This is a genomic window from Nonomuraea gerenzanensis (assembly GCF_020215645.1).
Lineage (GTDB): Bacteria > Actinomycetota > Actinomycetes > Streptosporangiales > Streptosporangiaceae > Nonomuraea > Nonomuraea gerenzanensis.
Map to the genome: position 1 here is coordinate 3,153,912 of NZ_CP084058.1, position 13,408 is coordinate 3,167,319.

At 73.1% G+C, this 13,408-nt stretch carries 15 protein-coding genes; 10 read left to right on the plus strand and 5 right to left on the minus strand.

Going from position 1 to position 13,408, the window contains the following annotated elements; genetic code table 11:
• Positions 1-46: 46 nt before the first annotated feature.
• From LCN96_RS15050 to LCN96_RS15080, 7 genes are all read left to right on the plus strand, one after another.
• Complete coding sequence (locus tag LCN96_RS15050; protein WP_225273244.1) at positions 47-1,990, plus strand: sensor histidine kinase; 1,944 nt, start codon at positions 47-49, stop codon at positions 1,988-1,990.
• Positions 1,987-2,637 (plus strand): response regulator, encoded by a 651-nt coding sequence (locus tag LCN96_RS15055; RefSeq protein WP_225273245.1) that lies wholly within the window; start codon positions 1,987-1,989, stop codon positions 2,635-2,637. The genes LCN96_RS15050 and LCN96_RS15055 overlap by 4 nt, the downstream gene beginning before the upstream one ends.
• Positions 2,638-2,742: 105 nt before the next feature.
• Positions 2,743-3,195 (plus strand): MarR family winged helix-turn-helix transcriptional regulator, encoded by a 453-nt coding sequence (locus LCN96_RS15060; RefSeq protein WP_225273246.1) that lies wholly within the window; start codon positions 2,743-2,745, stop codon positions 3,193-3,195.
• Entirely contained in the window at positions 3,192-4,154 is a 963-nt protein-coding gene (locus LCN96_RS15065) for an ABC transporter ATP-binding protein (protein WP_225273247.1), read from the plus strand. Before LCN96_RS15060 ends, LCN96_RS15065 begins: the two co-directional genes overlap by 4 nt.
• The gene (locus LCN96_RS15070) at positions 4,114-4,977 is read left to right on the plus strand and encodes an ABC transporter permease (protein ID WP_225273248.1); all 864 of its coding nucleotides are present in this window, start codon (positions 4,114-4,116) and stop codon (positions 4,975-4,977) included. Before LCN96_RS15065 ends, LCN96_RS15070 begins: the two co-directional genes overlap by 41 nt.
• A gap of 83 nt (positions 4,978-5,060) precedes the next feature.
• Positions 5,061-6,134, plus strand: a complete 1,074-nt coding sequence (locus LCN96_RS15075) for a Gfo/Idh/MocA family protein (protein ID WP_225273249.1) — start codon at positions 5,061-5,063, stop codon at positions 6,132-6,134.
• Positions 6,122-6,700 (plus strand): NUDIX hydrolase, encoded by a 579-nt coding sequence (locus tag LCN96_RS15080; RefSeq protein WP_225273250.1) that lies wholly within the window; start codon positions 6,122-6,124, stop codon positions 6,698-6,700. Before LCN96_RS15075 ends, LCN96_RS15080 begins: the two co-directional genes overlap by 13 nt.
• On the opposite strand, the gene LCN96_RS15085 is transcribed toward LCN96_RS15080, so the two are convergent.
• A complete protein-coding gene (locus LCN96_RS15085; RefSeq protein ID WP_225273251.1) occupies positions 6,599-7,306 on the minus strand; it encodes a histidine phosphatase family protein in 708 nt (235 codons plus the stop codon). The two genes, LCN96_RS15080 and LCN96_RS15085, sit on opposite strands and share 102 nt — an antisense overlap.
• 12 nt (positions 7,307-7,318) lie before the next feature.
• The gene (locus LCN96_RS15090; protein ID WP_225273252.1) at positions 7,319-8,245 is read right to left on the minus strand and encodes an SDR family NAD(P)-dependent oxidoreductase; all 927 of its coding nucleotides are present in this window, start codon (positions 8,243-8,245) and stop codon (positions 7,319-7,321) included.
• 60 nt (positions 8,246-8,305) lie between these two features.
• Between LCN96_RS15090 and LCN96_RS15095 the strand changes: the two genes are divergently transcribed.
• Positions 8,306-9,253, plus strand: a complete 948-nt coding sequence (locus LCN96_RS15095) for an AraC family transcriptional regulator (RefSeq protein WP_225273253.1) — start codon at positions 8,306-8,308, stop codon at positions 9,251-9,253.
• Between the two features lie 56 nt (positions 9,254-9,309).
• Here LCN96_RS15095 and LCN96_RS15100 read toward each other — a convergent pair whose 3' ends face one another.
• The 3 genes from LCN96_RS15100 to LCN96_RS15110 all read right to left on the minus strand — a co-directional run bounded on the left by LCN96_RS15100 (position 9,310) and on the right by LCN96_RS15110 (position 12,073).
• Positions 9,310-10,761: an MDR family MFS transporter gene (locus tag LCN96_RS15100; RefSeq protein ID WP_225273254.1), complete on the minus strand. Its 1,452-nt coding sequence runs from the start codon at positions 10,759-10,761 to the stop codon at positions 9,310-9,312.
• A 348-nt stretch (positions 10,762-11,109) separates the two neighbouring features.
• Complete coding sequence (locus LCN96_RS15105; protein ID WP_225273255.1) at positions 11,110-11,415, minus strand: hypothetical protein; 306 nt, start codon at positions 11,413-11,415, stop codon at positions 11,110-11,112.
• A 79-nt stretch (positions 11,416-11,494) separates the two neighbouring features.
• Positions 11,495-12,073, minus strand: coding sequence for a helix-turn-helix domain-containing protein (locus tag LCN96_RS15110; protein WP_225273256.1), 579 nt, complete (start codon positions 12,071-12,073; stop codon positions 11,495-11,497).
• 107 nt (positions 12,074-12,180) lie between these two features.
• On the opposite strand from LCN96_RS15110, the gene LCN96_RS15115 reads away from it, so the two are divergent.
• Entirely contained in the window at positions 12,181-12,876 is a 696-nt protein-coding gene (locus LCN96_RS15115) for an SAM-dependent methyltransferase (protein WP_225273257.1), read from the plus strand.
• Positions 12,873-13,373, plus strand: a complete 501-nt coding sequence (locus LCN96_RS15120) for a DinB family protein (RefSeq protein ID WP_225273258.1) — start codon at positions 12,873-12,875, stop codon at positions 13,371-13,373. The genes LCN96_RS15115 and LCN96_RS15120 overlap by 4 nt, the downstream gene beginning before the upstream one ends.
• Positions 13,374-13,408 lie beyond the last annotated feature (35 nt).

Sequence of the window (13,408 nt, forward strand, 5' to 3'; positions counted from 1 at the left end):
CCTGGTCCCATTGCCCGAGGTCAGGGCGAAAAGGGACGATGTGCGCGTGCGCCTTTCCACCTGGCCGTGGGCGATCCCGTGCGCGGCCGCAGCCGCCGTGCTGATCGGCACCGTGCTCACCGTCAACGTCCCCGTCCATGACGCCGCGTACCTGCTGCTGGACGCCGTCGTGGGCCTGACCTACCCGCTGGTCGGGGCGCTGATCGTGACCCGGCGGCCCCGCGACCCCATCGGCTGGCTGTTCTGCCTGAGCGGCGCGGGGCTGGCACTGCAGGCGCTGGCGGGCGGATACAGCTCCTTCGGCGAGGTGCACGGCTGGCCGGGCACCGGGTTCGCCGCCTGGGTGGTCAACTGGGTGTTCTTCGCCGGGTTCGGGCCGCTGTTCCTGCTGCCCGCGTTCCTGCCGGACGGCCGGTTGCCGTCGCGGCGGTGGCGGCCGGTCATGGGCGCGCTCGTCGCGGCCATGACGGTCATGCTGGTCGTGCTGATGTTCCGGGACCTGCTGTGGGTCTGGGGGAGCGAGCGGCCGAATCCGGTGGGTTTCGTGCCGACGGCGATCATCGCCGGCTGCTTCGGGGCGCTGGTCAGCGCGGCGGCCCTGGTGGGGGCGATCGCGCTGGGCGTGCGGGTGCGCAGGGCGCAGGACCGGCGCCGGCTGATGCCGCTGCTCCCGGCCGTCATCGCGATCGCGCTCGCGGCGCTGATCGACTCCACCCGGACCGGCGGCACCTGGACCGCCGGGATCTGGCTGCTGGCGCTGACGCTGCCCGCCCTGCCGCTGGCCACCGCCGTGTCGATCTTCCGCTACCGGCTGTTCGACATCGAGGTGCTGATCCGGCGCACCGTCGTCTACGTCGTGGTGGCGGCGCTGCTGCTGGGCGCCTACCTGGCGACTGTGACCACCCTGCACGCGCTGTTCAGGCAGCGGGGCGGCGTGCTGGAGCCGCTGCTGGCCACCGGCGCCGTCGCGGTGGCGTTCGCGCCGGTGCGGGACGCCGTGCAGCGTGCCGTCGGCCGCCTGCTGTTCGGCAACCGGGGGGAGCCCGCCGCGGCCCTGTCCCACCTCGGGCACCTGCTGGAGGCGACGGCCGCCCCCACCGAGCTGCTCGACGGCGCCGCCGAGACCGTGGCGCGCACGTTGCGGCTGCCGTCCGCCGCCGTGGTCACCGCCGCCGGCGTCCCCGTCTCGGTGTTCGGCGGGGTGCCGGACGACGGCGTACGCATCCCGCTGCTCAGCGGCGGACGGGCGGAGGGAGAGCTGCGTGCGGCGCCCAGGTCGCCGGGCGAGCCGCTGACCAGGGCGGACCTGGCGGTGCTCGACGACCTGGCGCCCCATCTGGCGGTGGCGCTGGCGGCCGTGCGGCTGGCCACCGAGGTGCGGGACTCCCGTGAACGCCTGGTCAAGGCACGCGAGGAGGAACGCCGCCGGCTGCGCCGCGACCTGCACGACGGCCTCGGGGCGGACCTGACCACGATCGGGCTGAGGCTGTACGTGATCGAGGCCACGGCGCCGCCCGAGCTGCGCGAGCAGGTCACCGGCGTCAGGGAGCTGACCCAGTCGATCGTGGGGGACGTCCGGCGGATCGTGCACGACCTGCGCCCGCCCGCGCTGGACGAGCTGGGCCTGTCGGGAGCCCTGGAGGACCTCGCGCTGGACGCCCATCCGGGGCCGAACGTCGCCGTCACGATCCCGGCGCCGCTGCCCGCACTCCCGGCGGCCGTCGAGGTGGCCGCGTACCGGATCACTCAGGAGGCCCTGTCCAACGCGCTCAAGCACGCCGGCGCCGCCAACGTGGAGATCACCGCGGAGGCCGTGCCCGACCGGCTGCTGCTGCGCATCCGCGACGACGGCCGGGGCCTGCCCGAACCGGTGCGCGAGGGCGTAGGATCCGGCAGCATGCGAGAGCGGGCCGCGGAGGTGGGCGGCGAGCTGCGGCGGTCGTCCGAGCCGGGGTGCGGGACGCTCGTGGAGGCGGTGCTTCCCCTGTGAGCGAGCCCGCGAGCCCCGTACGCGTGCTGCTGGTGGACGACCACCCGCTGCTCCGCCACGGCCTCAGGGCGCTGCTCGAACAGGTCGGCGGCGCCGAGGTCGTCGGCGAGGCGGGCGACGGCGAGGAGGCCGTCGAGCTGGCGCTCGCCCTCGATCCCGACGTGGTCGTGATGGACCTCGTCATGCCCGGCATGTCCGGCACCGAGGCGACCCGGCAGCTCATCGACCGCCGCCCCGATCTCGGCGTGCTGGTGCTCACCATGAGCGAGGACGACGCGTCCGTGTTCGCGGCGCTGCGGGCCGGCGCGCGCGGCTACGTGCTCAAGGGCACCGCGGGCCCCGACTTCCTCGCCGCCGTGTCGGCCGTCGCCAGGGGAGAGGCGGTGTACGGAGCGGGCGTGGCTCGCCGGATCCGCCGCTTCCTGACCAGCGGGCCGGGCAGCGGCCCGTTCCCCGAGCTGACGCAGCGGGAGCGCGAGATCCTCGACCTGCTCGCCTCCGGCAAGTCCAACGCCGAGATCGCGCGGGCCCTGTTCCTCAGCCAGAAGACCGTCAAGAACCACCTCACCTCCGTCTTCGCCAAGCTCCAGGTGGCCGACCGCGCCCAGGCCGTGGTCCGCGCCCGCCGCGCCGGCCTCGGCGGTTGAACGCCCGCCACGCTGGGTGGCGGTGATGAATTACCTCCTATACCGACATATCCGTTTGACCTGCTTACTTTCCAATACCTCGTAAGCAGAGCTAATATTTCCGACATGAGTGCGGAGGACCTCTCCGACGCCTTCGCGGGCGTCATCGCCGGGCTCAACCGGCTGATCCGGCGCAGGGTGCGCAGGCAGATGGCCGTGCCCCCGCTCCGGGGCGCGCAGGCGGAGCTGCTGCGGCTGGTCGAGTCGAGCCCCGGCATCAGCGTCTCGGCGGCGGCCAAGGAGCTCTACCTGGCGGGCAACTCGGTCTCCACGCTGGTCAACCAGCTCACGGCCGCCGGCCTGCTGCACCGCGAGACGCGCAGCGACGACCGGCGCTCGGCCCGCTTGCTGCCCACACCCCAGGCCGAGGCGCGGCTGCGGGCGTGGCAGGAGCGGCGGGCGGCGATCGTCCGCGAGCACGTGGAGCTGCTGGGCGAGGACGACAGGGCCGCCCTGGCCGCCGCCCTCCCGGCACTGCGGAGGCTGGCCGACAGCCTGCGAGAGGAGGCAGCGGAATGAGCGACGACGATCAGCCGCAGGAGGACGCGACCACGGACCTGCGTCACGACGGCCGGACGCGCGAGGACGCGTCCACGGACCTGCGTCACGACGAGCGGCCCAGCGAGGACGCCGCAACGGACCAGCGTCGGTCGGGCGGCGAGGCCGTGACGGTCACCGGCCTGCGGTACGCCTTCGGCGGTGCCACGGCCGTCGACGGGCTCGACCTGACGGTGACGGCCGGCGAGGTGTTCGGGCTGCTCGGCCCGAACGGCGCGGGCAAGACGACCGCGATCCGCTGCGTGACCACGCTGCTGCCCGTCCCCGCCGGCATGGTGCGGGTCTTCGGTCACGACGTGACCACGGACCGGATGGCGGTGCGCCGCCTGCTCGGCTACGTCCCTCAGCAACTGTCCGCCGACGCCGGCCTGACCGGCCGCGAGAACGTCTCGCTCTTCGCCCGCGTCTTCGACGTGCCCCGCCGCGAACGCGCCGACCGGGTCGCCCAGGCGCTGGAGGCCGTCGGGCTGGCCGAGGCGGCCGACCGGATGGCGGGCACGTACTCGGGCGGCATGGTGCGCCGCCTGGAGCTGGCCCAGGCGCTGGTCAGCGCGCCGCGCCTGCTGATACTCGACGAGCCCACGATCGGGCTCGACCCGATCGCGCGCACCGGCGTGTGGGACTACATCATGGCGGTCCGCGCCGCCAGCGGGATGACCGTGCTGGTCACCACGCACTACATGGACGAGGCCGACCAGCACTGCGACCGGGTGGCGCTCATGCACCAGGGGCGGGTGCGCGCGCTCGGCACGCCGCGCCGGCTCACCGACGACCTGCGCGCCAGGCTCGGCCAGGACACCTCCCCGACGCTGGAGGACGTCTTCCGCGACGTCGCCGGCGGCAGCCTCGACGACCCCGGCAAGGGAGGGGAGTTCCGCGATGTCCGGCGTACCCGCAACACCGCAGCCCGCGTCGGCTGACGGGGCGGCGCCCGCGGGAGGGCTCGGGCTGCTGCTCGTCCCGCCGCCGGCCCGGCCCGCCTGGCGCCTGATCCCGGCCAGGGTGGCCGCGATGTGCGTGGTGGAGCTGCAGAAGCTGCGCCACGACCGTACCGAGCTGTACACCCGCGCGATCCAGCCCGCGCTGTGGCTGCTGATCTTCGGCGAGACGTTCACCCGCATCAACGTGATCCCGACCGGCGGCATCCCGTACCGCGACTACCTGGCGCCGGGGATCATCGCGCAGTCCACCATGTTCATCGCCATCTTCTACGGCATCCACATCATCTGGGAGCGCGACTCGGGTGTCCTGACCAAGCTCCTGGTCACGCCGACCCCGCGCGCCGCCCTGGTGGCAGGCAAGGCGTTCGCCGCCGGGGTGAAGGCGATCGTGCAGGCCCTGGTCGTGGTGGCCATCGCCGCGCTGCTGGGCGTGGGGCTGAGCTGGAACCCGCTGCACCTGCTGGGCGTGCTGGCGGCGGTGCTGCTCGGCTCGGCGTTCTTCTCCTGCCTGTCGGTGACGATCGCCGGCGTCGTACGTACGCGCGACCGCATGATGGGCATCGGCCAGGCCATCACGATGCCGCTGTTCTTCGCCTCCAACGCGCTCTATCCGACGCAGTCCATGCCGGGCTGGCTGCAGGCCATCAGCACGATCAACCCGCTCACCTACGAGGTGGACGCGCTGCGCGGCCTGCTGCTGGGCGTGCCCGCGCACCTGCCGCTCGACTTCGCGGTGCTGCTCGTGGCCGCCGCCCTCGGCATCACCGCGGCCTCGGTGCTGCTGGGCCGGCTGGCCCGTTAGACCAGGATCGCAGAGCCCGGCGGCGCGTCGATCACCAGTACGCTGCTTGCGACGAACCCCGGCTCCCGAGGAGGCCTGCCCTGATGACCACCACGTTCGGCGCGATCGGCAGCGGGCGGCGGACCCGGTTCTTCCTGCGGCTGGCCGCGGCGCTGCCCGACCGGCTGCGCGTGAGCGGCGTCGTGACGCGCGGCGAGGAGCGCGGCAGGCAGATCACCGAGGAGTGGGGCGTGCCCGCCTTCCGCTCGGTCGGCGAGCTGCTGCGGCACGAGCGGCCCGACTACGTGACCGCCGCGGTGCCGTGGCCCGCGATGCCGGACGCGATCCGCTCGGTGGTCGAGCACGGCATGCCGGTCCTGGCCGAGACGCCGCCCGCGCCGGACCTGGACGGGCTGCGCGCCCTGTGGGCCGACGTGGGCGCCACCGGCCTGGTGCAGGTGGCCGAGCAGTACCTGCTGATGCCGGGGCACGCGGCGCGGCTGGCGCTCGTCCGCGAGGGCGTGCTCGGCGAGCCGACCTCGGTGCAGGTCTCCTCGACCCACCTGTACCACGCGGTGTCGATGATCCGCGGCCTGCTGGGCATCGGCTTCGAGGCCGCCGAGGTGCGCGCCGGCGCGTTCGAGGCGCCGCTCGCCAACCCGCTGGGGCCGGACGGATGGAGCGGCGACGGCACGCCGCAACGGCTGACCACCACCATCGCCACCGTCGACTTCGGCGGCCGGATGGGCCTGTACGACTTCACCGAGAACCAGTGGTGGAACCCCCTGCGGATGCGCCGCATCGTCGTGCGCGGCTCGATCGGCGAGCTGGTCGACGACCGGGTGGTCCGCCTGCTGGACCCGACGACGCCGGTGGAGTCGCACCTGATCCGCCGCGACACCGGCGTGGACCTCAGCCTGGAGTTCCGCGACCTCAAGCACATCAGCTTCGACGGCCGGGTGCTCTACCGCAACCCGTTCGACGGCTCGGGGCTGTCCGACGACGACCTCGCGGTCGCCGACATCCTGGAGCGTATGGGCGGGTGGGCGCGCCAGGAGGGCCCGGCGCCGTACCCGCTCGCGCAGGCGTGCCAGGACCACCTGATCAGCCTCGCCATCGGCGAGTCGGCCAGGACGGGCGGGCCTGTCACCACCGGCAAGGAGGCGTGGGCGGGGTGACGACGGGCTCCGGTGATCCGTTGAGGAGGCTGATCGCCCGGCTCTGGCACGGGATCCGCGGGTCCGTGCAGTGGCGGCTGCTGTACCTGTCGCAGGCCAAGTTCATGGTCGGGGTGACCGGCGTCGTGCGCGACCGCGCGGGCAACGTGCTGCTGCTGCGGCACCGGTTCTGGCCCGAGCACCGGCAGTGGGGGCTGCCGACGGGCGGGGCGAAGCGGGGCGAGACGTTCGAGCAGACGGTGGTGCGGGAGGTGCGCGAGGAGACCGGGCTGGAGGTGACCGTGGGGGAGCTGGTGCACCTGGGGAGCGGGTTCCGGCTCAGGGTCGAGGTCGCGTACGCGGCCACGTACGCGGGCGGCGGCACCATGCGGCTGAACCCGACGGAGATCCTGGACGCCCGCTGGTGCGCCCCCGATGACCTGCCTGACGGCCTGCTGGAGGCGCACCGCCTGCTGATCGAGACGTCAGGTGGGCAGCGCGGCCGTGGTGGAGAAGGCGGCGTCGAGGTGCGCGGTGTCGTTGAAGCGGCGCAGGATCCACCGGACCTCGGTCAGCACCAGGTGTGACACCGAGGCGTTGTCCGCGCCGAGGAACGCGAACGGCCGCGACCCGGTGGCCGCGGCCAGCGCCTCGGCGATCACTCCCCCGTGGGTGACCACCACGATCCGCTGGTCGGGATGGGCGGCGGCGAGCCGGCCGAGCACCTTGCGCACGCGCTCGGCCAGGGCCTCGGCGGGCTCCGCGCCCGGGATCACGTCCCAGCGCTCCTCGGCGGACATCCGCCGCGCGATCGGGTGCCCCTCGGCGACCATGCGCCGGAACAGCCCGCCCTCCCACTCGCCGAGGTGCACCTCCCGCAGCTCGGGCTCCACCACCGGCGTCAGGCCGAGGCGGGCGGCGAGCGGCGCGGCCGTCTGGGCGGTGCGCCGCAGCGAGCTGACGTAGATCGCGTCGATGCGCTCGGCGGCGAGCCGCCGGGCCACCCGCTCGGCCTGCTCGTGCCCCTCGGGCGCGAGGCCGGGGTCGCCCTGGCCGTCCACCAGCGGGAACGGCCGGTCCGGGCGTGCCGGCTCCGACTCCCCGTGCCGGACCAGCAGAATCTCGGTGGCGCCTGGCGGTGTACGGAACCGGCTCTGCCGGTACTCGACCGGCTCACTGCTCTCAGATCCCACAATTACCGAACATTACTCTACGACTGTGGGAGCCCCCGTCAGCGCTTCGTGCGCGTAGTCCCACAGGCGGTCGGCGGCGGCCCGGTCGACCGACCACGCCGCGACGCCGGTCATGCTCTCCGGGCCGCCCCGCACGACCTCGGCCTCCTGGTTGTCGTGCGTGAAGTACCGGCCGGTCACGCCGTCCATCAGCGGGGAGGCGGCGAGCAGCACGGCGGTGGCCGCGCCCTGCTCCGGCGTGGTGAAGTGGTCGGGGGTCAGCAGGTTGCCCTCGTCGTCCAGCATGCCCGCGCCCCGCAGGAACTCCTCGTCCAGGTGCCGCTGCAGGTTGGTGTGCACGTAGCCGGGCTCGAAGGCGTTCGCGGTGATGCCGTCACCGGCCCAGCGGCGGGCCAGGCCGACCGCGAGCAGCACGTCGGCGGTCTTCGACTGCGCGTAGGCGTCCCACGGGTCGTACGGGCGGCGCTCGAAGTGCGGGTCGTCGAAGTCGACGGGCGCGCGGAGCTGCGCGCCGGAGCTGACCGTGACCACCCGGGCGTCGCCGGCCTGGCGCAGGTGGTCGTGCAGGCCGGTGATCAGCGCGAAGTGCCCGAGGAAGTTCGTCGCCAGCTGCAGCTCCCAGCCGTTGGCGGCGACCTGCCGGGTAGGCAGCGCCATGATCCCGGCGTTCGCCACGATCGCGTGCACGGGCCCGTCCCAGCCGGCCACGAACGCGCGCACCGACCCGAGGTCGCTCAGGTCCAGCGCCCGATCGCCGGGTGCGGGGTTGCGGGTGGCCACCGTGACCTCGGCCCCCGCCGCCCGAAGGGCGCGGGTGGTCTCCAGCCCGATCCCGGAGGCGCCGCCGGTGACGATGATCCGGCGCCCGGTCAGCTCGACCCCGGCGAGAACCTCCGCAGCGGTGGTCTTGGCGTTGAAAGGGGTGGTGATGCGTGTCATGTCCACCACCGTATGCACCCCGATTTGGACTCGGAATACTTGTGAGTCCACTATGGTTGCGTGAACGTCCAGCAAGCTGATCCCCTGGAAGACGTGCTCACCCTCGTCGGCACGACCAGTCACCTGTCCGTCGGGCTGGTCGCCGGCGGCAGGTGGGCGCTGGCGTTCCCGCCGCCCACGGGGGTCAAGTTCAACGCGGTACGCCGCGGCCACTGCGTGCTCACCGTGGACGGAGTGCCGGAGCCGATCGAGCTGGCCGAGGGCGACTGCTTCCTGCTCGTCCGGCCGCGTGCCTTCACCCTGGCCAGCGAGCCGGGGGTGCGGCCCGTCCCGGCCCCTCCGTACTTCGCGGCGGCCACCGACGGGGTGGCCCGCGTGGGGGAGGGCGAGGACGTCGTCTTCGTCGGGGGCCGGTTCGGCTTCGGCGAGCGGGCCCAGGAGCTGCTGCTCGACGTGCTGCCGCCGGTCATCCACGTGCCCGGCCGCACCCCCGAGGCGGCCACTGTACGCTGGGCGCTCGACCTGATCGACGCCGAGCTGCGCGAGCGCCCGCTCGCCGCCACCCTGGTCGCCGAGCACCTCGCGCTCGTCATGCTGATCCACCTCCTGCGCCTGCACCTGATCACCGCCGGGCCCGGTGGCACCTCGGGCTGGCTGGCCGGGCTCACCGACCCGATCGTGGCCCCGGCGCTGCGCGCGGTGCACGCCCGCCCCGCCCACGCCTGGACGGTGTCCGAGCTGGCCGCGGTGGCGGCGGTGTCCCGATCGACGCTGGCCGCCCGGTTCAAGCGGGTGGTGGGGCAGGGGCCGCTGGAGTACCTGACCGGCTGGCGGATCGAGCTGGCGGCCGACCGCCTGCGCCGTGGCGACGAGACGGTGGCGGCGATCGCCTCGCAGGTCGGCTACGGCTCGGTGAGCGCGCTGAGCAACGCGTTCAAGCGGATCACCGGCGTGTCCCCGAGCGACTACCGCCGCTGGAAGTGCGAGGCGTCCCCGAGCCTGGCCTGAACGCACTGCCCGAAGCGGAGCAGGACCATCCTGGAGCCGGGCGCCAGCGGGTCCTCCTAGCCGTGGACGGGGACCTCCGCGGTGTGGTCGGCCCGGGCCGGCAGCAGCAGCGCGGCGATGACCACGGCCACCGACAGCACCGCCCCGATGATGAAGGCCAGGCGCATGCCGTCGAGGCTGGCGAGCGCGTCGGTGACGCCCTCCGCCTTCAGCGCGTCGGCCCGCGCGCTCATCACGGTGACCACGAGCGCGGTGCCGAAGGCCGCCGAGACCTGCTGCAACGTGCTCAGGATGGAGCTGCCGTGGGAGTAGAGGCGCGGCGGAACCGCCCCGAGCCCCAGGGTGAACACGGGGGTGAAGGTCGCGGCGAGGCTCACCATGAGCAGCGCGTGCATGCCGAGCAGCTGCCAGAACGGCGTGGTCATCGAGACCTGGGTGAACCCGGCGAGGGCGAGCATGATCCCGACGGCGCCGGGGACGACCAGCACCCGCCCGCCGAACTTGTCGAACAGGCGCCCCACGGTCGGGCCGAGCAGCCCCATCGCCAGGCCGCCCGGCATCACCAGCAGCCCGGTCTCCAGCGCGCTGAGCGCGCGGACGTTCTGCAGGTACAGCGGCAGCAGGATCATCGAGCCGAGCATCGCCATGAACGCCACCGACATCAGGATCAGCGCGACCGTGTAGGTGCGGTGCCGCAGCGTGCGCAGGTCCAGCAGCGGCACGCCGCGCTTCTGCAGCGACAGCTGCCGCACGACGAAGACGGCGATGGTGATCAGGCCGCCCGCCACGATCGCCGCGGCCAGCCGCACGTCACCGCCCTCGAACCGGCTCAGCCCGTAGACCAGGCCGCCGAACCCGGCCGCCGCGGTGACCACGCTGAACCAGTCGATGGTGCCGGCCTGCGGCTCCCCGACGTTCTTCAGTCGCTTCAGGCCACCCCAGGTGATCAGCGCGGCGATCGGCAGCACCACGGCGAACAGCAACCGCCAGGACCCGAACTGGAGGATCACCCCCGAGACCGTCGGCCCCATCGCCGGCGCCACAGAGATGGCCAGCGTGACGTTGCCCATCACCCGGCCCCGGTCCGACTCGGGCACCACCTGCATCAACGTGGTCATCAGCAGCGGCATCATCACGGCCGTGCCCGACGCCTGGACGATGCGGGCGCCGAGCAGCACCTCGAACGACGGCGCCACGATGGCCAGCGCCGTGCCGAGCAGGAACAGGCCCATCGCGGTGACGTACGCGCCGCGGGTGGAGACCCGCTGCAGGAACCATCCGGTGATGGGGATGACCGCGGCCATGGTCAGCATGAAGGCGGTGGAGAGCCACTGCGCGGTCTGCTCGGTGATGTGCAACGCGCTCATCAGCCGGGGGATCGCGTTGATCATGATCGTCTCGTTGAGAATGACCACGAACGTGGCCAGCACCAGCAGCCGGATCACGGCCGGGGTGCGCCCCGCGACGGCAGTGGGGTCGGCAGGCGGGTCGAGCTGTTTGCTGGGCACGGCACCTCGATCGGGGCTGTCGGACACTATGCGGTCATGGCCGGGCTCGCGGCCCTGTGTCTCGTATGAGGTTGTTGTCATACACAGACTGACCGGCGCCACCGACAAAACTCATCGACGACTCCCAACATTGCGGCAAGAGCTGGGATATGTCACCAGCTTTTCCCCCATGGTGAACGTCGATCCCGCGCCCCCGCGCGTCAACGATCTGTATAGCGGCCGGCCACAGGCCGCGGAAGAGGTGTCGGCGCGACCAGATCTACGATCGCCCGCGGCTTCCGCGCCGCGGGCTGACGCCCCTCATGCCCTCCTTGCCGGCGATCGGCCTCGCGGGCAAGGAGGGACCCATCACCTGAGATCCGAGGCGATGAAACTGTGCTGCCGGAACCGGGCCTCCCTTTCGGCGCGGTCGGTTTCCTCGGGGGTGAGCCAGCGTCGCAGAATGTGCGGAAAAAGGTCGATATCAATGGAGCTGGGGCGATATCCGCCCGGGTCGTCCACTCGCCGATAGCAGACCTGGGGGAGCGCCGAGGCGGTGGTGCCGGAAATCTGCGTGATCAGGCAGCGCGCGGGCCGATCACCGTGCTCGGAATCCGATTCCCATTCCAGCGCGTGTTCGAACCATCTTCCTTTTTCGGGGGAGGTGTCTTCCATCTGTTCATTATCTGCACAGGGCGCGCGGTGACGCACGGTAAACGCCCGATCTCGTATCGTTCCCCACCTTGTGCGGCGCTCAGTGCTCGGCCGGCGCCACGTGCGCGCGCTCTCCCTGCGCCCCGAACAACGTGAGCACCTCCGCCGGCTGGTCGCCGGCGCTGCCGATCCAGTGCGGTATCCGCGTGTCGAACTCCGCGGCCTCTCCCACGCCGAGCTGGAACTCCTGCTCGCCGAGCACGAACCTGACCTGCCCGTTGAGGACGTAGAACCACTCGTAACCCTCATGGGTCTGCGGCTTCGTCGTGGGCGACCGGCCGGCCGGCGGATAGATCACCTTGTACGCCTGGACGCCGCCCGGCCGCCTGGTGAGCGGCACCAGCACCAGCCCGGCGCGCCGCACCGGCCGCAGATGGATGCGCGGGTCACCGGTGGGCGGGGCCGCGACGAGGTCGTCGAGCGGCACGCCGTGCGCCCTGGCCAGCGGGAGCAACTGCTCCAGCGTGGGACGGAGCTTGCCGTTCTCCAGGCGGGACAGGGTGCTGGCGGTGAGGCCGGTCTCGGCGGCCAGCGCCACGAGCGTGGCGCCCCGCGCCCGGCGCAGGGCCCGCAGGCGGGGGCCCACTCCGGCCAGAACGTCTTCCGCAGGATGGTCCATGGCACCGATAATGCGGATCCGCAACTTTTCTTGCAAGCCCGGAACGGTGGCGGTGATGCTGCTGGTACGTGGCCGGGGCCGCCGGCCGTACGAGAAGGGCGACGCAGATGGACACCACCCGACAGGACAACGCCGACGCGGCGCCGGGCGAGGACGCGACGGGCCTCGGTCGCCCGGCGGAGGGCGAGGACGCCGCGGGGTTCTGGGAGCGGCTCTACCGCGCCCGCCCCGCCCTGAACCCGCGCGTCAACCCGCTGCTGGCCGAGACCGCCACCCCCCTGACCCCAGGCGCCGCCCTGGACCTGGGCTGCGGCGCCGGCGGCGACACGCTCTGGCTCGCCGGGCGAGGCTGGCACGTCACCGCCGTGGACATCTCTGCCACCGCCGTCCGACGGCTCAGGCAGCGCGCCGACACCCTCGGCCTCGGGGCCCGGATCACCACCGAGCAGCACGACCTCGCGGACACCTTCCCGGCAGGCGAGTTCGACCTCGTCTCCGCCCAGTACCTGCACACCCCGTTCGCGTTCCCGCGCGACCGCGTCCTGCGCACCGCCGCCCACGCCCTGCGCCCCGGCGGCCTGCTGCTGATCGTCGACCACGGCTCCACCGCCCCCTGGTCCTGGAAGCAGGACCCCGGCGCCCACTTCCCGACCCCCGCCGAGCTCGCCGCCGGCCTCGGCCTCGACCCGGCCCGCTGGCCCGTCCTGTGCGCCGACCTGCCCAGCCGCCAGGCCACGGGGCCCACCGGCGAGACCGCCACCGTCATCGACAACGTCCTGCTCCTCCAGCGAGGCGCCGCATGACCGCCCCGAGCCGCCCGCGCCGACCCACGGACACCGGGCCCCCGCGAACCGGCGCCGGCGAGAAGGCCACCCTGCGGGGCTTTCTCGACTACCTGCGCGAGTCGATCGCCGCCAAGGTCGTCGGCGTGCCGGAGCCGCAGGTCAGGACGGCCGCCGTGCCGTCCGGCACCAGCCTGCTCGGGCTGCTGAAGCACCTGGCGTCCGTCGAGCGGTTCTACCTCCTCGGCGAGGACGCCGGCGACTGGCAGGCGACCATGCGCCCGTCCGCGCACGACACGGTGGACGGCGTGCTCGCCGACTACCGCGCGACGGCCGAGCGCGCGAACCAGGTCATCGACGCCTGCCACGACCTGTCGGCCCCAGCCCCGCGAGCCCCGCGCCCCGGGCCGGCGCCGTCGATGCGCTGGGTGCTGGTGCACCTGATCGAGGAGACCGGCAGGCACGCCGGTCACGCGGACATTCTGCGCGAACAGCTCGACGGCTCCACCGGCCGCTGAACGCCGCCAAATGAGCATTATTCGCAACAAATAGC

Bases quoted from the DNA above. Each gene is read 5' to 3' on its own strand.
- LCN96_RS15090 (WP_225273252.1), bottom strand. From the start codon at position 8,245: ATGACACGCATCACCACCCCTTTCAACGCCAAGACCACCGCTGCGGAG.
- LCN96_RS15075 (WP_225273249.1), top strand. From the start codon at position 5,061: ATGACCACCACGTTCGGCGCGATCGGCAGCGGGCGGCGGACCCGGTTC.
- LCN96_RS15115 (WP_225273257.1), top strand. From the start codon at position 12,181: ATGGACACCACCCGACAGGACAACGCCGACGCGGCGCCGGGCGAGGAC.
- LCN96_RS15065 (WP_225273247.1), top strand. From the start codon at position 3,192: ATGAGCGACGACGATCAGCCGCAGGAGGACGCGACCACGGACCTGCGT.
- LCN96_RS15105 (WP_225273255.1), bottom strand. From the start codon at position 11,415: ATGGAAGACACCTCCCCCGAAAAAGGAAGATGGTTCGAACACGCGCTG.
- LCN96_RS15120 (WP_225273258.1), top strand. From the start codon at position 12,873: ATGACCGCCCCGAGCCGCCCGCGCCGACCCACGGACACCGGGCCCCCG.
- LCN96_RS15060 (WP_225273246.1), top strand. From the start codon at position 2,743: ATGAGTGCGGAGGACCTCTCCGACGCCTTCGCGGGCGTCATCGCCGGG.
- LCN96_RS15110 (WP_225273256.1), bottom strand. From the start codon at position 12,073: ATGGACCATCCTGCGGAAGACGTTCTGGCCGGAGTGGGCCCCCGCCTG.
- LCN96_RS15070 (WP_225273248.1), top strand. From the start codon at position 4,114: ATGTCCGGCGTACCCGCAACACCGCAGCCCGCGTCGGCTGACGGGGCG.